The sequence below is a fragment of the Streptomyces sp. CC0208 genome, assembly GCF_003443735.1.
Classification (GTDB): domain Bacteria; phylum Actinomycetota; class Actinomycetes; order Streptomycetales; family Streptomycetaceae; genus Streptomyces; species Streptomyces sviceus.
This window is the reverse complement of record NZ_CP031969.1, coordinates 3,563,564-3,583,151: the sequence shown is the minus strand read 5'-3', so window position 1 is coordinate 3,583,151 and position 19,588 is coordinate 3,563,564. Positions and strand designations below refer to the sequence as shown.

Below are 19,588 nucleotides of genomic sequence, written 5' to 3'. Positions count from 1 at the left end.
GAAACAGCTATGTCGCGTATTGGCAAGCTCCCCATCACGGTTCCCGCCGGCGTGGACGTCACCATCGACGGCCGCACGGTGTCGGTGAAGGGCCCCAAGGGCACCCTCTCGCACACCGTCGCTGCGCCGATCGACATCGCCAAGGGTGAGGACGGCGTTCTCAACGTCACCCGCCCCAACGACGAGCGTCAGAACAAGGCCCTGCACGGCCTGTCCCGCACGCTGGTGGCGAACATGATCACCGGCGTGACCCAGGGTTACGTGAAGAAGCTCGAGATCAGCGGTGTCGGTTACCGCGTGCAGGCCAAGGGTTCGAACCTCGAGTTCGCTCTCGGCTACAGCCACCCGATCACCGTCGAGGCCCCCGAGGGCATCACCTTCAAGGTGGAGGCCCCCACCCGGTTCTCGGTCGAGGGCATCGACAAGCAGAAGGTCGGCGAGGTTGCGGCCAACATCCGCAAGCTGCGCAAGCCCGACCCGTACAAGGCCAAGGGTGTCAAGTACGAGGGCGAAGTCATCCGCCGCAAGGTCGGAAAGGCGGGTAAGTAAGCCATGGCATACGGACAGAAGATCCTGAAGGGCGACGCCTACAAGCGCGCCGCGATCAAGCGCCGTCACATCCGGATCCGGAAGAACATCTCCGGTACGGCGGAGCGTCCCCGTCTGGTCGTTACCCGCTCCAACCGCCACATCGTGGCCCAGGTGATCGACGACATCAAGGGTCACACCCTGGCGTCGGCGTCCACCCTGGACACCACGGTCCGCGGTGGCGAGGGCGACAAGTCCGCGCAGGCCAAGCAGGTCGGCGCCCTGGTCGCCGAGCGCGCCAAGGCCGCCGGTGTCGAGGCTGTCGTATTCGACCGTGGTGGCAACCAGTACGCCGGGCGCATCGCTGCCCTGGCGGACGCCGCCCGCGAAGCCGGCTTGAAGTTCTGAGCCGTTCGTAGCTAGCGGAAAAAGAGAGAGGTAATTCCAATGGCTGGACCCCAGCGCCGCGGTGGCGGTGCCGGTGGCGGCGAGCGGCGGGACCGGAAGGGCCGTGACGGCGGCGCTGCTGCCGCCGAGAAGACCGCGTACGTTGAGCGCGTTGTCGCGATCAACCGCGTCGCCAAGGTTGTGAAGGGTGGTCGTCGCTTCAGCTTCACTGCGCTCGTCGTAGTGGGCGACGGTGACGGCACCGTGGGTGTCGGTTACGGCAAGGCCAAGGAGGTGCCGGCCGCCATCGCCAAGGGTGTTGAGGAGGCCAAGAAGCACTTCTTCAAGGTCCCCCGTATCCAGGGCACCATCCCGCACCCGATCACGGGTGAGAAGGCGGCGGGCGTCGTCCTGCTCAAGCCGGCGTCCCCCGGTACCGGCGTTATCGCCGGTGGCCCGGTGCGTGCCGTGCTCGAGTGCGCCGGCGTTCACGACATCCTGTCGAAGTCGCTCGGCTCGTCGAACGCGATCAACATCGTGCACGCGACCGTGGCGGCCCTGAAGGGCCTGCAGCGTCCCGAGGAGATCGCGGCTCGCCGTGGTCTGCCCCTCGAGGACGTCGCTCCCGCGGCTCTGCTGCGTGCGCGTGCCGGGGCTGGTGCTGCGTAATGGCTCAGCTCAAGATCACGCAGACGAAGTCGTACATCGGCAGCAAGCAGAACCACCGTGACACCCTGCGTTCCCTTGGTCTCAAGGGCATCAACACGCAGGTCGTCAAGGAGGATCGTCCCGAGTTCCGCGGCATGGTGCACACCGTCCGCCACCTCGTGACGGTCGAGGAGGTCGACTGATCATGGCGGAGAACAACCCGCTCAAGATCCACAACCTCCGTCCCGCCCCGGGCGCCAAGACCGCCAAGACCCGTGTGGGTCGTGGTGAGGCGTCGAAGGGTAAGACGGCCGGTCGTGGTACCAAGGGTACGAAGGCCCGTTACCAGGTTCCGGAGCGCTTCGAGGGTGGCCAGATGCCCCTCCACATGCGTCTTCCGAAGCTGAAGGGCTTCAAGAACCCGTTCAAGACCGAGTTCCAGGTCGTGAACCTCGACAAGCTGGGCGCGCTGTACCCCGAGGGTGGCGAGGTCACCGTCGAGGACCTCGTGGCCAAGGGTGCCGTTCGCAAGAACAGCCTCGTCAAGGTCCTCGGCCAGGGCGAGATCTCCGTGGCGCTGCAGGTGACGGTCGACGCCGTCTCCGGCTCCGCCAAGGAGAAGATCACCGCCGCCGGCGGCACGGTCACCGAGCTCGTCTGAGCGCGATGACCTGAAGCAGTACCCACCGGGGATACCTCACAACGAGGTATCCCCGGTTGGTCGTTCCACGGCAGGCGGCGGCCCGGGTAAGGTGGCCTGCACTGCTTTCCCACATATTCGTCGAACCTCAAGACCGTCACCCTTGACGCAGTAGCGCGGGGGTCGCAGGAGGCACCGTGCTCACCGCGTTCGCCCGGGCGTTCAGGACGCCCGACCTGCGCAAGAAGCTGCTCTTCACGCTCGCCATCATCGTGGTGTACCGCGTGGGTACCCACGTCCCGATCCCTGGCGTCAACTACAAGTCCGTCCAGGAGTGTGTGGACCAGGCGTCCGGCAACCAGGGACTCTTCGGTCTGGTCAACATGTTCAGCGGTGGCGCGCTGCTGCAGATCACCATCTTCGCGCTCGGCATCATGCCGTACATCACGGCGAGCATCATTCTGCAACTGCTCACCGTGGTCATCCCGCGCCTGGAAGCCCTCAAGAAGGAGGGCCAGGCCGGCACGGCGAAGATCACGCAGTACACCCGTTACCTCACGGTGGCGCTCGCCATCCTGCAGGGCACGGGCCTGGTGGCCACCGCCCGCAGCGGCGCCCTCTTCTCGGGCTGCACGGTCGCGTCGAGCATCGTCCCGGACCGCGCGATCTTCACCACGATCGTCATGGTCATCACGATGACCGCCGGTACGGCCGTCGTCATGTGGCTCGGTGAGCTCATCACCGACCGCGGCATCGGCAACGGCATGTCGATCCTGATGTTCATCTCGATCGCCGCCACCTTCCCGTCCGCCCTGTGGGCCATCAAGAAGCAGGGCACCCTGGCCGACGGCTGGATCGAGTTCGGCACCGTCATCGCGGTCGGCCTGGTCATGGTCGGTCTGGTGGTCTTCGTCGAGCAGGCCCAGCGCCGTATCCCGGTGCAGTACGCGAAGCGGATGATCGGCCGTCGTTCCTACGGCGGTACGTCGACGTACATCCCGCTGAAGGTCAACCAGGCCGGTGTGATTCCGGTCATCTTCGCGTCGTCGCTGCTCTACATCCCGGCGCTGGTCGCGCAGTTCTCGAGTGGCACATCGAGTTGGAAGACCTGGATCGAGGCCAACCTCACCAAGGGCGACCACCCGATCTACATCAGTCTGTACTTCTTGCTCATCGTTTTCTTCGCGTTCTTCTACGTGGCGATCTCCTTCAACCCCGAGGAAGTCGCCGACAACATGAAGAAGTATGGTGGCTTCATCCCGGGCATCCGGGCTGGCCGACCGACCGCTGAGTACCTCTCCTACGTACTCAACCGGATCACCTGGCCGGGTTCGCTGTACTTGGGTCTGATCGCTCTTGTGCCAACGATGGCGTTGGTCGGCTTCGGGGCAAGCCAGAACTTCCCCTTCGGCGGGACAAGCATCCTCATCATCGTGGGTGTGGGTCTCGAGACGGTGAAGCAGATCGAGAGCCAGCTCCAGCAGCGCAATTACGAAGGGTTCCTCCGCTGATGCGTATCGTCCTCGTCGGGCCGCCGGGCGCCGGTAAGGGAACGCAGGCCGCGTTCCTCGCCTCGAACCTGTCGATCCCGCACATCTCCACGGGCGACCTGTTCCGCGCCAACATCAGCCGGCAGACGGACCTCGGCAAACTCGCGAAGTCCTACATGGACGCGGGCAACCTGGTTCCGGACGAGGTCACCATCGGCATGGCCAAGGACCGCATGGAGCAGCCGGACGCCGAGAACGGCTTCCTGCTCGACGGCTTCCCGCGGAACGTCTCGCAGGCCGAGTCGCTCGACGAGATGCTGCAGCACGAGGGCATGAAGCTGGACGCGGTGCTGGACCTCGAAGTACCCGAGGAGGAGGTCGTCAAGCGCATCGCCGGCCGCCGCATCTGCCGCAACGACTCGGCGCACGTCTTCCACGTGTCGTACAAGGCGCCGAAGCAGGACGGCGTCTGTGACGTCTGCGGCGGCGAGCTGTACCAGCGCGACGACGACTCCGAGGAGACGGTCCGCAAGCGCCTGGAGGTCTACCACACCCAGACCGAGCCGATCATCGACTACTACAAGGCCCAGGGCCTGGTGGTCACGATCTCGGCGCTCGGCAAGGTGGAGGACGTGACCGGCCGTGCCATGGAGGCGCTCCAGCACGAGGGCGACGCCGCGTAGCGGTCTTCCGCAGCGGTCTTCCGCGTACGACAGCCGCGGTTCCCTTCCGAGGGGGCCGCGGCTGCTGTGTGGGTGCACGTATCGTTGACGGCACCCGTCCCTCAAGATTTCCTCGGTTTCAGAAAGGCTTCCGCCGCATGGTGCAGATCAAGACCCCCGAGCAGATCGCCAAGATGCGCGAGGCGGGGCTGGTCGTCGCCGCCATCCACGCGGCGACCCGAGAGGCCGCGGTGCCCGGGGCCACGACCAGGGATCTCGACCAGGTCGCGCGCAAGGTCCTCGCGGAGCACGACGCCAAGCCGAACTTCCTGGGGTACGGCGGTTTCCCGGCGACGATCTGCACCTCCGTGAACGAGGTCGTCGTCCACGGCATCCCGTCCGACGAGGTCGTCCTCAAGGACGGCGACATCATCTCCATCGACTGCGGTGCGATCATCGACGGCTGGCACGGGGACGCGGCCTACACGGCCTTCGTGGGCTCGGGGCACGCTCCGGAGCTGCTGGAGCTCTCGCGGGTGACCGAGGAGTCCATGTGGGCCGGCATCGCGGCGATGAAGCAGGGCAACCGGCTCGTCGACGTCTCCCGCGCCATCGAGACGTACATCCGCCGCCAGCCGAAGCCGGGCGGCGGCCGCTACGGGATCATCGAGGACTACGGCGGCCACGGCATCGGCACCGAGATGCACATGGACCCGCACCTGCTGAACTACGTCGACCGGCGCCGGGGGAAGGGGCCGAAGCTGGTCACAGGGTTCTGCCTGGCGATCGAGCCGATGGTGTCCCTGGGCACACCGAGGACGGAGGTCCTGTCGGACGACTGGACGGTCATCACGACGGACGGTACGTGGTCGTCCCACTGGGAGCACTCGGTGGCGCTGACGGACGAGGGACCGCTGGTTCTGACGGCTCCCGACGGCGGCAGGGCGAAGCTGGCGGAGCACGGGATCACCGCCGCGCCCGATCCGCTCGCTTAATGATCTACCTTCCGGGGCATCCTTCCTCGATTCGTCTTTCGGTGAGCGCTGACGTAGACTGACTCGTCGGCTCTCGTGCACCCGCATGTCCGCATGCGCCCCTAGGGGAAACGCAGGAGAGTCGATCAAGGTAGTCGATTCGAAGGGCGAAGCGTGGCCAAGAAGCAAGGTGCCATCGAGATCGAGGGCACTGTCGTCGAGTCTCTTCCGAACGCCATGTTCAAGGTCGAGCTCCAGAACGGCCACCAGGTCCTGGCTCACATCAGCGGAAAGATGCGTATGCACTACATCCGTATCCTCCCTGACGACCGGGTCGTGGTGGAGTTGTCTCCGTACGACCTGACACGTGGCCGGATCGTCTACCGGTACAAGTAGATCTTGCCCGCATCCCGCTGCGGCGGGGTGGTGGCACTGACCCGGAGAACCTCAATCCCATGAAGGTCAAGCCGAGCGTCAAGAAGATCTGCGACAAGTGCAGGGTGATCCGCCGTCACGGTCGGGTCATGGTCATCTGCGAGAACCCGCGCCACAAGCAGCGCCAGGGCTGACGCAGGACCGAACCCTCTGCTCTCGCAGGGATTCGCGCGACGCAAGCTGAATTTGTTCATACGCAGAGCCCAGACGTCTTTCGTCTGACACCCCCGGTTCGGAGGCCGGGGACCCAGTTCGTACCTGGTACGGCGGCTGGGAACCGGTTCTGTGGAAGACCTCCGAAGATCACCAGGAGCCATTGAATGGCACGCGTTTCCGGTGTTGACATCCCGCGCGACAAGCGCGTGGAGGTCGCCCTGACCTATGTGTTCGGCATCGGCCGGACCCTTTCGCAGCTGACGCTGGCCGAGACCGGCATCAACCCGAACACCCGCGTTCGCGACCTCTCCGAGGAGGAGCTCGTCGCGATTCGTGAGTACGTCGACAACAACCTCAAGACCGAGGGTGACCTCCGTCGCGAGGTCCAGGCCGACATCCGCCGCAAGGTCGAGATCGGCTGCTACCAGGGTCTGCGTCACCGTCGTGGACTGCCCGTCCGTGGTCAGCGCACCAGCACGAACGCTCGTACCCGCAAGGGCCCGCGTCGCGCCATCGCCGGCAAGAAGAAGCCGGGCAAGAAGTAGTCCTCAGCGGACAACGCTTCATCAGCGGTCTTCGCTGTAGGACCGACCACCTCCCCGTAGGAGTTTGTAGATGCCCCCCAAGGGTCGTCAGGGCGCTGCCAAGAAGGTGCGCCGCAAGGAAAAGAAGAACGTCGCTCACGGGCACGCCCACATCAAGAGCACGTTCAACAACACGATCGTCTCGATCACGGACCCCTCGGGCAACGTGATCTCCTGGGCCTCCGCCGGCCACGTCGGCTTCAAGGGCTCGCGCAAGTCCACCCCCTTCGCCGCGCAGATGGCCGCCGAGTCGGCCGCCCGCCGCGCGCAGGAGCACGGCATGCGCAAGGTGGACGTGTTCGTCAAGGGTCCCGGCTCCGGCCGTGAGACCGCGATCCGCTCCCTCCAGGCCACCGGCCTCGAGGTCGGCTCGATCCAGGACGTCACCCCCACCCCGCACAACGGCTGCCGTCCGCCCAAGCGCCGCCGCGTCTGACGCAGGCCGCGTCTGAGGCTTGGTTGTCTTGAGGTTGCGGGCGGTACGGCTCTTCGGAGCGGTGCCGCCCGTACCCTTGCAGTACCCCGCGCTTTCACCGGTGCGGGTCCGTCGGGCGTCAAATAGCGGGCGTCCACGAAAGAAGGATCTGATCCACACATGCTGATCGCTCAGCGTCCGTCCCTGACCGAAGAGGTCGTCGACGAGTTCCGCTCCCGGTTCGTGATCGAGCCGCTGGAGCCGGGCTTCGGTTACACCCTCGGCAACTCCCTGCGCCGTACCCTCCTGTCGTCGATTCCCGGTGCCGCTGTCACCAGCATCCGCATCGACGGCGTCCTGCACGAGTTCACCACCGTGCCGGGCGTCAAGGAGGACGTCACCGACCTGATCCTCAACATCAAGCAGCTGGTCGTCTCCTCGGAGCACGACGAGCCGGTCGTGATGTACCTGCGCAAGCAGGGCCCGGGTCTGGTCACCGCCGCCGACATCGCGCCCCCGGCCGGTGTCGAGGTGCACAACCCCGACCTCGTCCTCGCCACGCTCAACGGCAAGGGCAAGCTGGAGATGGAGCTCACGGTCGAGCGTGGCCGCGGTTACGTCTCCGCCGTGCAGAACAAGCAGGTGGGCCAGGAGATCGGCCGTATCCCGGTCGACTCCATCTACAGCCCGGTGCTCAAGGTCACGTACAAGGTCGAGGCGACCCGTGTCGAGCAGCGCACCGACTTCGACAAGCTGATCGTCGACGTCGAGACCAAGCAGGCCATGCGTCCCCGAGACGCGATGGCATCGGCCGGCAAGACCCTGGTCGAGCTGTTCGGTCTCGCCCGCGAGCTGAACATCGACGCCGAGGGCATCGACATGGGCCCGTCCCCCACGGACGCCGCTCTTGCCGCCGACCTGGCGCTGCCGATCGAGGAGCTGGAGCTCACGGTCCGCTCCTACAACTGCCTCAAGCGTGAGGGCATCCACTCCGTGGGTGAGCTCGTGGCGCGCTCCGAGGCCGACCTCCTGGACATCCGCAACTTCGGTGCGAAGTCCATCGACGAGGTCAAGGCGAAGCTGGCCGGCATGGGCCTGGCCCTGAAGGACAGCCCGCCCGGATTCGACCCCACGGCCGCTGCCGACGCCTTCGGCGCCGACGACGACGCGGACGCGGGTTTCGTGGAGACCGAGCAGTACTGATCGGTCGTTTGCCGGTGAGCATCCGCTCATCGGGTTCCTGACCCCGGTACCTGATACGGCCGGGGCAGACACACAGGAGATAGAAAATGCCGAAGCCCACCAAGGGTGCCCGTATGGGCGGCAGCGCCGCGCACGAGAAGCTGCTCCTCGCGAACCTTGCGAAGAGCCTCTTCGAGCACGGCCGTATCACCACCACCGAGGCGAAGGCGCGCAAGCTGCGTCCGTACGCCGAGCGTCTGGTCACCAAGGCGAAGAAGGGCGACCTTCACAACCGCCGTCAGGTGCTCCAGGTGATCACGGACAAGAGCATCGTGCACACGCTCTTCACCGAGATCGGCCCGCGCTACGAGAACCGTCCCGGTGGCTACACCCGCATCACCAAGATCGGTAACCGCCGTGGCGACAACGCGCCCATGGCTGTCATCGAGCTGGTCGAGGCGCTGACGGTCGCGCAGCAGGCGACGGGTGAGGCCGAGGCCGCCACCAAGCGTGCCGCCAAGGACGCCGAGGCTGCTCCGGCCGCCGAGGAGACCAAGGTCGACACGGCCAAGGCCGACGAGGCCGAGGACACCACCGAGGCTCCGGCCGAGGAGTCCAAGGACGCCTGACGCTCTCGCGTTGTGACGGGCCCGCCCCCCTCGGGGCGGGCCCGTCTCGCGTTCCTGAGAGGATCCAGGGGTGAGCGACGAAGTACAGCCCGGTGACGTCCGTGTCCGTCTCGACCTCTCCTACGACGGGTCCGATTTCTCCGGATGGGCCAAGCAGGCCGGCGGCCGGCGGACCGTACAGGGCGAGATCGAGGACGCGTTGCGGACGGTCACGCGGTCGAAGGACGTGACGTACGAGCTGACCGTGGCCGGTCGGACCGATGCCGGGGTGCATGCGCGGGGGCAGGTGGCGCACGTGGATCTGCCCGAGGGGCTGTGGGCGGAGCATCGCGACAAGCTGCTGAAGCGGCTGGCGGGGCGGCTGCCGAAGGATGTGCGGGTGTGGTCCTTGCGGGAGGCTCCGGCTGGGTTCAACGCGCGGTTCGCCGCTCTGTGGCGGCGGTACGTCTACCGGGTGGGGGACCAGCCCGGTGGCGTGGATCCGCTGCTGCGCAACCATGTGCTGTGGCACGACTGGGAGTTGGACGTCGCTGTCATGGACGCCGCCGCGAAGTCCCTCGTGGGGGAGCACGACTTCGCGGCCTACGCGAAGAGGCGTGAGGGAGCGACGACGATCCGCGAGATCCTCGACTTCGGGGTGCGGCGGCGGGCGGACGGGGTCGTCGAGATCGAGGTCCGGGCCGACGCCTTCTGCCACAACCAGGTGCGGTCCATGGTCGGGGCGCTGCTGTTCGTGGGGGACGGGCACCGGGGTGTGGAGTGGCCGCGGAAGGTGCTGGACGCGGGTGTCCGGGACAGTGCCGTCCATGTCGTACGGCCGCACGGGCTGACCTTGGAGGAGGTCGCGTACCCGGCGGACGACCAGCTTGCCGAGAGGCAGCTTCAGGCCCGCCGGGTACGGGGAGAGGTGCTCGGGGTCAGCCGGCCAGGACCTTCTTGAGGGTCGGCTGGAGGAAGGGCACCAGGGACTTCGCGTAGCCGGCCGTGATGTGGCTGGCGTCGAAGTAGACGATCTGGTCGCCGATCACCGTCGGGCACACGTCGTCCGCGCAGAACGCCGGCAGCGTGTCGATGACCACGCCACCGTGGCGCTCGGCCACCTTCTGTTCCATGGCCCGGTAGTCGGTGTACTCGATGGCCTTGTCCTGGGCGGGATTGCAGGCCGTGACGTCGTCGATGTGGGTGGCGAGACAGTCGGGTACGTTCCGGCCGGGCTGCGGGGTGTCCGTCAGATAGACGATCTCGGCCCCCGACTCCTCCAGGGCCTGGAACGCCTTCTCGGCTCCGGCTTCGGTCGCCTCCTGGCGGACCCGGTTGGTGACGACGACGACATCGGGCTTGAGCTTCTTGATCTCCTCGAACGCCGTCCTGCGCCAGCTGTCGCACTCGGAGTACTCGCGGTTGAGCTCCGGGTTCTTGATGGCGTAGACCTCGGGGGAGCAGCCGCCCTTCGCCATGGTCACGATCTTGGCGTGCAGCTTCCGGCCGATCTCGTCGAAGGCGTCACCCCACTGCCAGGCGTGCGAGTCGCCGATCACGACGACGGACCTCTCGCCCGTCCTGTCGCCGATCACGCAGTTGTCGCGCAGGACGAACTCCTCGACATCGGTGTTGTCGATGCATCCGTAGTGCGTCTGGTCGTCGGGGGACTTCGGCAGGGCGCCCCGGGCGACTGCGGACAGCTGCTTGTGGACCACGGAGCCGCGCACCGATTCCGTACCGCTCCACCCCACGGTGCCGGAGCCCGCGGCCACGGCCGAGGCCGAGAGGTTCAGCGGCAGGACGGTCATGGCGAAGGCCGCGGCACCGGCCGTACCCGCGACGGCCGTGCCACCGGCGAAGATGCCCTTCCAGGGGCGGGCCACGAGCTGGGCGTTGGTCCTGAAGCGGTGCTCGACGACGTAGAACATCGCGTAGGCCAGGATCAGCGACAGGGACGCCACGCGGAAGCGGTCCGAGTAGGAGAGCTCGTGGCCGGTGATGTCCGGCCACAGGATCAGGATCGGCCAGTGCCAGAGGTACCAGCCGTAGCTGACGTTGGCGACCGAGTTGAGCACCGGGTTGTCCAGCAGCCGTTCCGCACCGAAGCGCGGGGCCGCGCACCCGCCGGCGATGATCATGGCCGCGCCGAGGACGGGGCCGGCCACCGCGTACCCCGGCAGCGGGGTCTCCGGGGTGATGAGGAGCGCGGTGCCGATCGCGGTGGCGAGGCCCAGCCAGGAGATCACGCCGGCCACTGCCCGGTTCATACGGGAGAGCAGCGGTGCGCCGAGGGCGATCAGGATGCCGACGGTGAGTTCCCAGATGCGGGTGTGGGTACCGAAGTAGGCGAGCGGCTGGTTGACGCTGGTCTGTGTGTAGCCCACGTAGAAGGAGCCGCCGATCACCGCCCCCAGGAAGAGTCCCACCAGCACGCGGTTGCGGAAGACGACACGGCTGAGCCAGGCCATGGCGAACAGGGCCAGCGGAGCCGCCAGATAGAACTGCTCCTCGATGCCGAGCGACCAGAAGTGCTGGTACGGCGACTGGGTGCCGTCGTTGGCGAAGTAGTCCGTGCCGGTCTCGACGAGCCGCCAGTTCATGACGCTGAGCGCGGAGGCGAGGCCGTCCTCCATGGTGTCGCGGAACCTGAGCGGGCTGCCGTAGATCCAGGCGAGGGACGCGGTGGCGAGGACGACGACGGTCATCCCCGGAGCCAGGCGCCGGAAGCGGCGGGCCCAGAACTTGCTCAGTGAGACCTTCCCCGTCCTGTCGATCTCCGCGAGGAGCTGGCCGCCGATGAGGAAGCCGCTGAGTACGAAGCTGACGTCCACACCGCCGTGGATGTCGAGGATGCCGCAGTGCATGGCGACGACCATCATGATGGCGACGGCACGCAGGCCCTGAATGTCCGGCCGGTACTTGCGAAGACCCTCTGTCTGCGCGGCCGATGAACGATGGCGGGTCACGGTTCTCCAGTAGCTGTGCGGGCGGGCCGTTCGGCGGACGGACGAGTTCAGTGGATCGTCGGGCAGGCGACAGCCGTACCGCTGACGCGCACCCCTTGGGCGGGGATGCGGATGCCGCACGACAGCCGCAGCTGGGCGGGCAGTTCGTTCTGCGCGCCGATGTGGGCGTGGCAGCCCACCACCACCTCACGAAGAACCGATTCGCTGCCGATCGAGGAGTCGTGGTCGACCACGGACTCGTGGATCCGGGCGCCGTCGCCCACGGTCACGCCGCCGCTGATGATCGAGTGCTCGACGACCACATGGGCACCGATGACGGCGCGCGGGCCGATCGTCGAGCCGCCGGTGACACGGGCGGTCGGGTCGACCACGGCCGTGGGGTGGACCAGGGCCTCGGCCGGCCGTCCCACCAGGGGCGAGGCCGCCTTGCCGGTGACCAGGTCGGCGGAGCCGTGGACGAAGGCCAGCGGGGTGCCGAGGTCCCGCCAGTAGTCGTCCGTGGTGTGGCCGAAGACACGGCCGCCCCGGGCGACGAGCTGCGGGAAGGTCTCCTGCTCGACCGAGACCTCGCGGTCGGCGGGGATGGCGTCCAGGACGGACCGGCGAAAGACGTAGCAGCCGGCGTTGATCTTGTCGGTGACGCACTCCTCGGCGGTCTTGGGCTTCTCCAGGAAGGACAGCACCCGGCCGGACCCGTCGGTGGGGACGAGCCCGAAGGCACGGGGGTCGGGGACACGGGTGAGGTGAAGCGTCACCTCCGCTTCCCGCTCCGCGTGGCGCTCCAGGAGGGCGTTCAGGTCGACACCGGAGAGGATGTCGCCGTTGAGGACCAGCACCGACGCGTCCGCCGGACCGTCCAGCAGGCGGGCGGCGTTGCGGATCGCTCCGCCCGTGCCGAGCGGCACCTCCTCGACGGCGTAGGAGATCTTCAGCTCCCGGGTGAAGTCCTTGAACTCCTCCTCGAAGAGGCTGGCGAGATACGAGGTCGCGAACACCACGTGCTCGACGCCGGCATCCATCAGCTTGGCGATCTGGTGACGGATGAAGGAGGAGCCCGCGACGCCCAGCAGGGGCTTGGGGGTGTGGTTCGTCAGGGGGCGCAGGCGTGTTCCCTTGCCGCCCACCAGAATGATGGCTTCTTGCATGATTGCCTCCGCTCGGTCAGCTTGCGGTGTCGGTACCGGGGCCTGCGTAGCCGGAGCTGAAGCAGGACTTGACGGCCTTCTCGGAGAGGGGGCGTCCGGCGAAGTCGAGCCGGGAGGCGACCTTGTCGTCGGGCTTGGCGTTCGGGTCGGTGTCGAAGTAGATCGACCACCAGTAGACGCCGGACATCCTGCGTTCCTGGACGACCTGGCAGACGGCCTTGTACCAGTTCGCCTGCACCGTCGGGTTGACGGCCCGCTTGGTGTAGAAGTCACCGGGAGCGTGGTAGGCGCCGTTCATCGCGCCGATGCCGGCCTCGGAGATGGTGATCTTCGGCAGCTTGCCGGTGGCCTTCTTGTCCAGCCAGTTGTTCCAGCCCTTGACCAGGGTGTCCACGGAGGCGTCGTCGGCGACCTTGACCGGGAAGTACGCGTCGATGCCGAGGTGGCTGACGGGCATCGAGATGGGACCGCTGACGTAGTTGTCCCAGTTGGCGTCGTAGGCGACCTCGCCGCTGAAGAGCTTCTCGGCGTGGTCCACGACCCCGTCCCAGCGGGCGTCGCCCTCCAGGGAGTTCAGCTCGGTCCCGATGACGAAGGTGGCGGCCTTCTCGCTCTCCGCGGCCTTCAGGTACGGGGCGGCGAATGCCTCGTACGAGGCGAACCAGGTGTCGCGGTCGGCGGGCTTGATGTTGCCTCGCCAGCCGTCCTCCGCGTCCAGGGAGCGCTCGTCCATGAGGGGCCGCACGGTGGTGCGCAGCCCGGCCTCGTGGAAGATCTCCAGCACCCGGGCGAGCCGGGCCGGCGTCGGGGTCTTGGCGCCTTCGAAGATCTTCGTCGACCGGCGGTCCCCGGTGAAGAAGGGGAAGGACACGCTGACGGAGTTGGCGTGCAGGCCGACCAGGTAATCGGCGTGCAGCCGGGCCTGCTTCTCGACGTACTCCAGGGAGTGCCTGGGATTGTCCTCCCAGTAGAGCTGCACGCCCCACTGGGGCATGCCTTTCTTCCACTCCTTGTCCACCTTGGCGGCCTTGTGTGTCTGCGAGGGGGACGCGGAGGTCGTGCCGTCGGAGTCCGTGGCACCGCCGACGGGGGTGCTGTCCTCGCCGTTGAGGACGAGCTTGGGCAGCAGTGAGCCCGATTCCCAGCGCAAGGGGTGGTCACCCGCGACAAACGGGACCGCGATCACGAAGGAGATGACGCTGACGGGCAGCACGGCGAGCAGGGGCAAGCGGGCGCGCTTCATGAGGTGTCGGTCTCTTCCGGCTCAGGCGGGCTTCGCGATGACGACGAACTTGTTCTCCTCGCGGCGGACGAACTTCCACAGGCCCTTGATGCCGCCGATCCCCTCGATGAGGGAGAAGAAGGGCAGCAGGAGCAGGACCGCGAAAGGCTCCCACCACTTGCGCCTGCCGTTCGCCGAGGCGATCGCGTTGAGCCGCAGCCCTTCCCAGTAGGCCCAGATCACATACGCGAAGCTGAGCGACCACAGGATGACCACGGACTGGGTCACCGGTGAGGTGTTCATGTCGCCGATGAACCAGGCGACGAAGAGGATCGTGCCGACGTGCTGCAGCGGGCCCAGGATCCAGCTCGTCACGCAGATGGTCAGGAACCAGCGGTAGCGCAGCGGCACCTTGCGGTTGAAGCAGAGAGCGACCAGGCCCCAGGCCCAGCGCTCGCGCTGCTTGATGAAGTCCTTGGTGTTGGCCGGCGAGGCGCCGTAGCAGCGGCCGTTGAACCAGTCGCTGCGGCCCGGGTAGATACGGCAGAAGGTCAGGGCCAGCCGGGCGTCCTCGACGATCTCCTTGGGCCCGAAGTCCCAGCCGATCTCGGCCTCGATGGAGGCGCGGATGACCAGGAGTTCGCCGTGCACACCGGCGGCCGGGGTGCCGAGGCCGGTGAAGGCGCGGAACCGTGCGATGTCGTCAGCGGGGCGGATGGCGTCGGCGAACCAGGTGAGCATGCTCACCGCGTTCTCCCGCGGGTAGGTCAGGATGCCCTGTGCCATGTGCTTGACCTCTTCGGGGGTCGCGCGACGCTGGCGGTTGATGAACTGCGCGAGGGAGGCCGACGTGTCGGGCCCGACGCCCGTGTCGTCGTCCATGTGCAGGACCCACACGTGCTCGAGGGCCTCGCCCTCCGCGATGCGCAGCTCATGGGCGTAGTTGTTGGCGCGGGCCTTGAAGCGGGTGCCGTTCTTCGTCTCGTACGCCTTCGGGACCGTGACCACACGGATCAGTGGACTGGTCGCGGCGAGCTCGTCGATCCGCTCGGCGGCCTCGCAGCCCTCCTCGGTGAGGACGTCCACCCGCATGTACGGGAACCACTCCGGGAGGTGCTCGACGTACGAGAGGACCGAGCGCTCCAGGGCGGGGTAGGTGTCGTGCCTGCCGATGGTGGGCACGAGACAGATCAGGAAGTCCTGTTCCACCAGGGCGGGCGGGGTCATCAGGTGGGCCTTGCGGATCCGGCGGCGGATGAGGAAGAAGCCCTGGACGGACACGAGTACACCGGGCACCGGAAGGGCCCAGCAGATGGTGATCAGCCATGCCAGCGGTGAGTGGCTGGGCGTGTACGACCACAGGCTGAACACGGTGAGGAAGACCAGCGGGATCAGGAACGGGAGAATTCCCGGCTTCCATGCGGCGGTACGTTTCGCGAGCTTCTGACTGTGCCGGGAATGCGGCACGCCCCCCTCGACGGCTGTCGATGCCATGACGACTGCGGAACTCCCCTTGAGATCAGTGGCGCGTTGAGGCACGACGGATCTGCGTCACGGCATGAGTGCGCACCGTGACGACTGGTGTGGTTCCGGGTCCATCCCCTCAACGCCTTCTTTGGCGCTCTCGGTCAGCCGCGCTCAGATGCCCCCCCGGGCGCCCGAAGACTGATCGATAAGACACAGATCCTTACACAACCGCGTGAAAGTGAAAACGCTTGTGAGGATGATGTGTTCAAAAGTTAATCAAGTCACGTCTTGTGTGGTGATCTCCGCCCAAGGCGTCCGCTCTGCAGCGTGTCCGCCGATGGTCACTTTCGGTGACCCATAGGTGCGTTTCACGTCGGCCGCGGTGTTCTTGCCGCGCGGCTCCGAGACGTTGTCGTACGTCAGCGCCTGGCCCCAGACCGTCCACAGCACCCACGGGGTCCGGGACAGCGTTCTGGGCTGGTGGGCGTTGAGCGGTACGTGGAAGGACTCGGCCACGATGCGCGGTCTGCGGTACTCCTCCAGGCCGCGGTACCAGACCTCGGTCCATGCGCCCCCGCCAAAGGGCTCGGCCGGGGTGTCGCTGTAGTCGTCGACTCCGACGACGTCGACGTACCGGCCGCCGGGGTAGTACGGCCGGGGGTCGCGGCCGTAGGGGCCGTTCCAGGAGTTCGGCGACCAGACGAAGACCAGGTTGTGCAGGCCGCGACGGTGCACGAGGTAGTCGTACGTCAGTTGCCACAGCCTGTGGAAGGCGGCCGGGTCCTGTCCCGCCCACCAGAAGCCGTGGCCCGGCGCGGTGTTCATCTCGTGGTACGGCCGCAGCAGCACCGGCACCCCGCGGCCGGCGAGGTAGCCGAGGTGGTCGGCGAGGAAGGCCAGGTCGTGCAGCAGGGCCAGGTGCTCGGGGGTACCTTCGGTGACCACCCGGCCGAACCAGCCGGGGTCCTTCGCGGCGGGGGAGTCGCGGTGCCGGGTCTGCGGGAAGCCCTTGACCGGGCTGCCCGGGTAGGGCTGGTGGAAGGAGAAGCCGACCAGGCCCGCCGGACGGCCCCCGTTGTCCGGCAGGGAGACCTCCGTGCCGGTGGCGCACTCCCTGTGCGTGCCGGAGGGGCGGTACGAACCGTCGTCGGCCCGCGGCAGCCCCGCCCACACCCCGGCGGCCAGGTCCACGGCGTCCTCGACGTACCCCCACGCGCGACGGCAGCTCGGCCAGGCGCGGTTGTAGGAGCGGGCCTCGCCCACCGCCCAGCCTGGCTGGCCGTATCCGGGCCCGAGGTCCAGCTCCAGGAAGGCGGGCAGCTTCCCGGTGATGTCCCGTGCCTTGCGGTAGTAGTAGCCGGGCTGCTTGGTGCCCCGGTAGTCGCCGTACTCCGCGTTGTACCGCTCGTTCTGCAGCTCGACGTGCTGGCCGATCAGGGTGCGGGACGGTCGGCCGCGGCGCGCGTCGTTCTCCAGGCCGGCCAGCGTCGCGTAGACCCGGCGGGCCGCGGGGGTCGCCTCGGGGTCCCGGTCGCGCAGCTCGGTGGGGACGAGCCGGGGACCCGGGGCGCTGTCCCCGGGCCACGCCCATATCCCCAGCGGGGCCAGCAGTGCCGCCCCCGCCGCGGCCCCTATGAGCCGGACCCGCCCTCGCATGTCCAAGACGCTATGCCGGTCTCACGAGCAGTCCCGCGCCTGTGCGCGCCGGGTCACTCGCCCGCTGCCGTGGAGGCCTGCGCCTGGCCCCGCCGGTGGATCTGGCGGAAGGTGAACTCGGCCAGGTTGTTGCCGATGCTGAAGACCGCGGTGTCCTTCTCCGTGACGTTCTTGCCGCTGGCGAAGCCGCCGATGGTGAAGTAGGCGTACCGGCCGTAGGAGTTCGAGGTCGTGCGGCAGATCGCGGAGTTGCAGAAGGGCTTGACCGCGCCGCCCGAGAGCGACTTGACGATGTCCTTCTTGGTGTTGACCTGCCCCTTCGCCTTCGCCGCCTGGGCCTCGGTGTCGAAGACGGCCACGCCGACCGTCACCGAGACGCCGTCCTTGGTGTAGCTGACGCGCATGAACTGGGTGCAGCCGTTGCCCGTGAGGATCTTGCCGAGGGTGGGCTGGACCGTGTCGGTGGCGGCGCAGTTCTTCGTGTCGGAGGTGGTGCCCTTCTTGTACACGGTCGAGCCCATGGTCAGCTGGGTGCCCGGGAAGAGGATCTTCGCGCTGAGCGGGGCCGTGTCCTTGGCCTTGCTGGCGATGAAGTCCTTCGGGTCCAGCGGCGGCGGGGCGCTGGTCGGCGCGAACGACGGGGCGGTCCCGGTCGCGCTGGGGATCGCGGCGGCCGACAGCGAGGACGTAGGCTTGTTCGCCTCGTCGTTGCCGTCCGCCGACACGACGGCCATCGCCACGGCGGTGCCTATCGCGACCGTGGCGAGCGCGCCGCCCACGATGAAGAACAGCCGGCGCCGTCTGTTGCGGATCTCGGAGGCCTCGGCGAGCGCGGCCCAGTCCGGGGTCTGCTCGCCCCCGCCGCTGCTCCACGGCTGCTGTGACTGCGGTTTCCAGGGATCCCACTGGGACGGGGGTCCCCCCTGCTGCCCAAAGCTCATGGGGCGCATCTTAGACGGGGTACGGGAGGTGCTGTGGGGCCTGTGGACACTGGCCTCGGGACCTTTCCGGCACCCGTGCACATCTCGGCCGCGGAGGTGTCGTGGGGCCTGTCGTGAGGGCCTCGTTTTGACCCGTCCGTGGGACCCCGGGTATCCTGCATCTTCGTTGTGTATTGGCTCGCTCGTTCTTATGCGAGAGACCTTTACCTAGGTTCCCTGGAGCAGTTACCAGTGGGCGGCATACGGGCAGTGCCCCGGCCATTGTCGTCCCCAGCTGCACGATCGCTTCAGTGATGCCATGTCTCAGCACCCATCCACTGAAGAAGAAGGCTGCGAAGTGCGTACGTACAGCCCTAAGCCCGGCGATGTGACTCGCCAGTGGCACGTCATTGACGCTCAGGACGTCGTCCTGGGCCGTCTGGCTACCACTGCCGCGAACCTCCTCCGTGGCAAGCACAAGCCGACCTATGCCCCGCACATGGACATGGGCGACTTCGTCATCATCATCAACGCCGACAAGGTGCACCTGTCCGGCAACAAGCGGACCCAGAAGATGGCGTACCGCCACTCCGGCTACCCGGGTGGTCTGCGCTCCGTCCGCTACGACGAGCTCCTCGACAAGAACCCCGAGAAGGCCGTCGAGAAGGCCATCAAGGGCATGATCCCCAAGAACAGCCTGGGCCGTCAGATGCTCTCCAAGCTGAAGGTCTACTCGGGCGACCAGCACCCGCACGCTGCGCAGCAGCCGGTGCCGTTCGAGATCACCCAGGTCGCGCAGTAAGTCCGGCCACCCCCTAAGACTGAACAGAATCTGAGGAGAATCGTGGCCGAGACCACCGTCGAGACGCCCGTCGAGGGCGAAGAGATCGTCGACATCGACAGCTACACCACCGAGTCCGAGGTCCCCGTCGAGGGCGAGTACACCTCGGAGTCGCTCGCGGGCCGCTTCGGCGACCCGCAGCCCGCGGCCGGCCTGGGCCGTCGCAAGAACGCCATCGCCCGCGTCCGGATCGTCCCGGGCACCGGCAAGTGGAAGATCAACGGTCGCACCCTTGAGGACTACTTCCCCAACAAGGTGCACCAGCAGGAAGTCAACGAGCCCTTCAAGGTGCTCGAGCTCGAGGGCCGCTACGACGTCATCGCCCGCATCGCGGGTGGCGGTGTTTCCGGTCAGGCCGGTGCCCTGCGCCTCGGCGTGGCCCGCGCGCTGAACGAGGCCGACGTGGACAACAACCGCGGCGCCCTCAAGAAGGCCGGCTTCCTCCGTCGCGACGACCGTGCGGTCGAGCGCAAGAAGGCCGGTCTCAAGAAGGCCCGCAAGGCCCCGCAGTACAGCAAGCGTTAATCTTCGCTGCCTGTTCTGCTCGTACCTGCTCGTTCCCACGAGCCAGCAGTACGTCCGTTCGCCCCGGCGGCACGCCACAGTGCCGCCGGGGCGTTCGTTTATCACAGCCTTAGGCGTATAACGGCACAAGGCGC

General features: G+C 67.3%; 23 protein-coding genes. 17 read left to right on the top strand and 6 right to left on the bottom strand.

Going from position 1 to position 19,588, the window contains the following annotated elements; all coding sequences use genetic code 11:
- Positions 1-9 precede the first annotated feature (9 nt).
- The 15 genes from rplF (at position 10) to truA (ending at position 9,670) form a co-directional block, all read left to right on the top strand.
- Positions 10-549, top strand: coding sequence for a 50S ribosomal protein L6 (gene rplF, locus D1369_RS16130; protein ID WP_007384076.1), 540 nt, complete (start codon positions 10-12; stop codon positions 547-549).
- A gap of 3 nt (positions 550-552) precedes the next feature.
- Complete coding sequence (gene rplR / locus D1369_RS16125) at positions 553-936, top strand: 50S ribosomal protein L18 (protein ID WP_007384077.1); 384 nt, start codon at positions 553-555, stop codon at positions 934-936.
- A gap of 39 nt (positions 937-975) precedes the next feature.
- On the top strand, positions 976-1,584 hold the full coding sequence (rpsE, locus tag D1369_RS16120; protein WP_007384078.1) for a 30S ribosomal protein S5: 609 nt from the start codon (positions 976-978) through the stop codon (positions 1,582-1,584).
- Positions 1,584-1,766, top strand: a complete 183-nt coding sequence (rpmD, locus tag D1369_RS16115; RefSeq protein WP_005481207.1) for a 50S ribosomal protein L30 — start codon at positions 1,584-1,586, stop codon at positions 1,764-1,766. Before rpsE ends, rpmD begins: the two co-directional genes overlap by 1 nt.
- A gap of 2 nt (positions 1,767-1,768) precedes the next feature.
- Positions 1,769-2,224, top strand: coding sequence for a 50S ribosomal protein L15 (gene rplO / locus D1369_RS16110; protein ID WP_007384079.1), 456 nt, complete (start codon positions 1,769-1,771; stop codon positions 2,222-2,224).
- A gap of 176 nt (positions 2,225-2,400) precedes the next feature.
- Positions 2,401-3,714 carry a preprotein translocase subunit SecY gene (secY, locus tag D1369_RS16105; protein WP_007384080.1) on the top strand — a complete coding sequence of 438 codons (1,314 nt, stop codon included), beginning with the start codon at positions 2,401-2,403 and terminating at the stop codon, positions 3,712-3,714.
- Positions 3,714-4,376, top strand: a complete 663-nt coding sequence (locus tag D1369_RS16100) for an adenylate kinase (RefSeq protein WP_007384081.1) — start codon at positions 3,714-3,716, stop codon at positions 4,374-4,376. The genes secY and D1369_RS16100 overlap by 1 nt, the downstream gene beginning before the upstream one ends.
- A 137-nt stretch (positions 4,377-4,513) precedes the next feature.
- Positions 4,514-5,350 carry a type I methionyl aminopeptidase gene (gene map, locus D1369_RS16095; protein ID WP_007384082.1) on the top strand — a complete coding sequence of 279 codons (837 nt, stop codon included), beginning with the start codon at positions 4,514-4,516 and terminating at the stop codon, positions 5,348-5,350.
- 153 nt (positions 5,351-5,503) lie between these two features.
- Positions 5,504-5,725 carry a translation initiation factor IF-1 gene (gene infA / locus D1369_RS16090; protein ID WP_003948620.1) on the top strand — a complete coding sequence of 74 codons (222 nt, stop codon included), beginning with the start codon at positions 5,504-5,506 and terminating at the stop codon, positions 5,723-5,725.
- Positions 5,726-5,784: 59 nt separating this feature from the next.
- Positions 5,785-5,898 carry a 50S ribosomal protein L36 gene (gene rpmJ / locus D1369_RS16085; RefSeq protein ID WP_003998809.1) on the top strand — a complete coding sequence of 38 codons (114 nt, stop codon included), beginning with the start codon at positions 5,785-5,787 and terminating at the stop codon, positions 5,896-5,898.
- A 186-nt stretch (positions 5,899-6,084) separates the two neighbouring features.
- Positions 6,085-6,465: a 30S ribosomal protein S13 gene (rpsM, locus tag D1369_RS16080; protein ID WP_007384083.1), complete on the top strand. Its 381-nt coding sequence runs from the start codon at positions 6,085-6,087 to the stop codon at positions 6,463-6,465.
- A 70-nt stretch (positions 6,466-6,535) separates the two neighbouring features.
- Positions 6,536-6,940 (top strand): 30S ribosomal protein S11, encoded by a 405-nt coding sequence (gene rpsK, locus D1369_RS16075; protein WP_003956432.1) that lies wholly within the window; start codon positions 6,536-6,538, stop codon positions 6,938-6,940.
- A 159-nt stretch (positions 6,941-7,099) separates the two neighbouring features.
- Complete coding sequence (locus tag D1369_RS16070) at positions 7,100-8,122, top strand: DNA-directed RNA polymerase subunit alpha (RefSeq protein WP_003966937.1); 1,023 nt, start codon at positions 7,100-7,102, stop codon at positions 8,120-8,122.
- An 86-nt stretch (positions 8,123-8,208) separates the two neighbouring features.
- Positions 8,209-8,730, top strand: a complete 522-nt coding sequence (gene rplQ, locus D1369_RS16065; RefSeq protein WP_007384084.1) for a 50S ribosomal protein L17 — start codon at positions 8,209-8,211, stop codon at positions 8,728-8,730.
- A gap of 70 nt (positions 8,731-8,800) precedes the next feature.
- The gene (gene truA, locus D1369_RS16060) at positions 8,801-9,670 is read left to right on the top strand and encodes a tRNA pseudouridine(38-40) synthase TruA (protein ID WP_007384085.1); all 870 of its coding nucleotides are present in this window, start codon (positions 8,801-8,803) and stop codon (positions 9,668-9,670) included.
- Here the strand turns inward: truA and D1369_RS16055 are convergent.
- The 6 genes from D1369_RS16055 to D1369_RS16030 form a co-directional block, all read right to left on the bottom strand.
- On the bottom strand, positions 9,648-11,678 hold the full coding sequence (locus D1369_RS16055) for an acyltransferase family protein (RefSeq protein ID WP_106433519.1): 2,031 nt from the start codon (positions 11,676-11,678) through the stop codon (positions 9,648-9,650). The genes truA and D1369_RS16055 overlap by 23 nt on opposite strands.
- Positions 11,679-11,725: 47 nt before the next feature.
- Positions 11,726-12,823 (bottom strand): NDP-sugar synthase, encoded by a 1,098-nt coding sequence (locus D1369_RS16050; RefSeq protein ID WP_007384087.1) that lies wholly within the window; start codon positions 12,821-12,823, stop codon positions 11,726-11,728.
- A gap of 16 nt (positions 12,824-12,839) precedes the next feature.
- Positions 12,840-14,066 (bottom strand): hypothetical protein, encoded by a 1,227-nt coding sequence (locus D1369_RS16045; protein WP_037901145.1) that lies wholly within the window; start codon positions 14,064-14,066, stop codon positions 12,840-12,842.
- Positions 14,067-14,087: 21 nt separating this feature from the next.
- Positions 14,088-15,539 (bottom strand): glycosyltransferase family 2 protein, encoded by a 1,452-nt coding sequence (locus D1369_RS16040; RefSeq protein ID WP_202477065.1) that lies wholly within the window; start codon positions 15,537-15,539, stop codon positions 14,088-14,090.
- Positions 15,540-15,788: 249 nt separating this feature from the next.
- Complete coding sequence (locus D1369_RS16035; protein WP_050789740.1) at positions 15,789-17,168, bottom strand: glycosyl hydrolase; 1,380 nt, start codon at positions 17,166-17,168, stop codon at positions 15,789-15,791.
- A 53-nt stretch (positions 17,169-17,221) separates the two neighbouring features.
- On the bottom strand, positions 17,222-18,109 hold the full coding sequence (locus D1369_RS16030) for a membrane protein (protein ID WP_037901146.1): 888 nt from the start codon (positions 18,107-18,109) through the stop codon (positions 17,222-17,224).
- 337 nt (positions 18,110-18,446) lie between these two features.
- Here D1369_RS16030 and rplM point away from each other — a divergent pair, with 337 nt between their 5' ends.
- Together rplM and rpsI are read left to right on the top strand one after the other, a co-directional pair.
- Positions 18,447-18,890 carry a 50S ribosomal protein L13 gene (gene rplM, locus D1369_RS16025; protein WP_028807835.1) on the top strand — a complete coding sequence of 148 codons (444 nt, stop codon included), beginning with the start codon at positions 18,447-18,449 and terminating at the stop codon, positions 18,888-18,890.
- Positions 18,891-18,932: 42 nt separating this feature from the next.
- The gene (gene rpsI / locus D1369_RS16020; protein WP_007384094.1) at positions 18,933-19,454 is read left to right on the top strand and encodes a 30S ribosomal protein S9; all 522 of its coding nucleotides are present in this window, start codon (positions 18,933-18,935) and stop codon (positions 19,452-19,454) included.
- Positions 19,455-19,588 lie beyond the last annotated feature (134 nt).

What these genes read in the sequence shown, in the direction of transcription:
- D1369_RS16050 (WP_007384087.1), bottom strand. Translation starts at nt 12,823, where the DNA reads ATGCAAGAAGCCATCATTCTGGTGGGCGGCAAGGGAACACGCCTGCGC.
- rplQ (WP_007384084.1), top strand. Translation starts at nt 8,209, where the DNA reads ATGCCGAAGCCCACCAAGGGTGCCCGTATGGGCGGCAGCGCCGCGCAC.
- rpmD (WP_005481207.1), top strand. Translation starts at nt 1,584, where the DNA reads ATGGCTCAGCTCAAGATCACGCAGACGAAGTCGTACATCGGCAGCAAG.
- rplF (WP_007384076.1), top strand. Translation starts at nt 10, where the DNA reads ATGTCGCGTATTGGCAAGCTCCCCATCACGGTTCCCGCCGGCGTGGAC.
- D1369_RS16100 (WP_007384081.1), top strand. Translation starts at nt 3,714, where the DNA reads ATGCGTATCGTCCTCGTCGGGCCGCCGGGCGCCGGTAAGGGAACGCAG.
- rpsM (WP_007384083.1), top strand. Translation starts at nt 6,085, where the DNA reads ATGGCACGCGTTTCCGGTGTTGACATCCCGCGCGACAAGCGCGTGGAG.
- rpsE (WP_007384078.1), top strand. Translation starts at nt 976, where the DNA reads ATGGCTGGACCCCAGCGCCGCGGTGGCGGTGCCGGTGGCGGCGAGCGG.
- D1369_RS16030 (WP_037901146.1), bottom strand. Translation starts at nt 18,109, where the DNA reads ATGAGCTTTGGGCAGCAGGGGGGACCCCCGTCCCAGTGGGATCCCTGG.
- D1369_RS16070 (WP_003966937.1), top strand. Translation starts at nt 7,100, where the DNA reads ATGCTGATCGCTCAGCGTCCGTCCCTGACCGAAGAGGTCGTCGACGAG.
- D1369_RS16040 (WP_202477065.1), bottom strand. Translation starts at nt 15,539, where the DNA reads ATGGCATCGACAGCCGTCGAGGGGGGCGTGCCGCATTCCCGGCACAGT.
- D1369_RS16045 (WP_037901145.1), bottom strand. Translation starts at nt 14,066, where the DNA reads ATGAAGCGCGCCCGCTTGCCCCTGCTCGCCGTGCTGCCCGTCAGCGTC.
- rpsK (WP_003956432.1), top strand. Translation starts at nt 6,536, where the DNA reads ATGCCCCCCAAGGGTCGTCAGGGCGCTGCCAAGAAGGTGCGCCGCAAG.
- map (WP_007384082.1), top strand. Translation starts at nt 4,514, where the DNA reads ATGGTGCAGATCAAGACCCCCGAGCAGATCGCCAAGATGCGCGAGGCG.
- rplR (WP_007384077.1), top strand. Translation starts at nt 553, where the DNA reads ATGGCATACGGACAGAAGATCCTGAAGGGCGACGCCTACAAGCGCGCC.
- rpmJ (WP_003998809.1), top strand. Translation starts at nt 5,785, where the DNA reads ATGAAGGTCAAGCCGAGCGTCAAGAAGATCTGCGACAAGTGCAGGGTG.
- D1369_RS16035 (WP_050789740.1), bottom strand. Translation starts at nt 17,168, where the DNA reads ATGCGAGGGCGGGTCCGGCTCATAGGGGCCGCGGCGGGGGCGGCACTG.
- rplO (WP_007384079.1), top strand. Translation starts at nt 1,769, where the DNA reads ATGGCGGAGAACAACCCGCTCAAGATCCACAACCTCCGTCCCGCCCCG.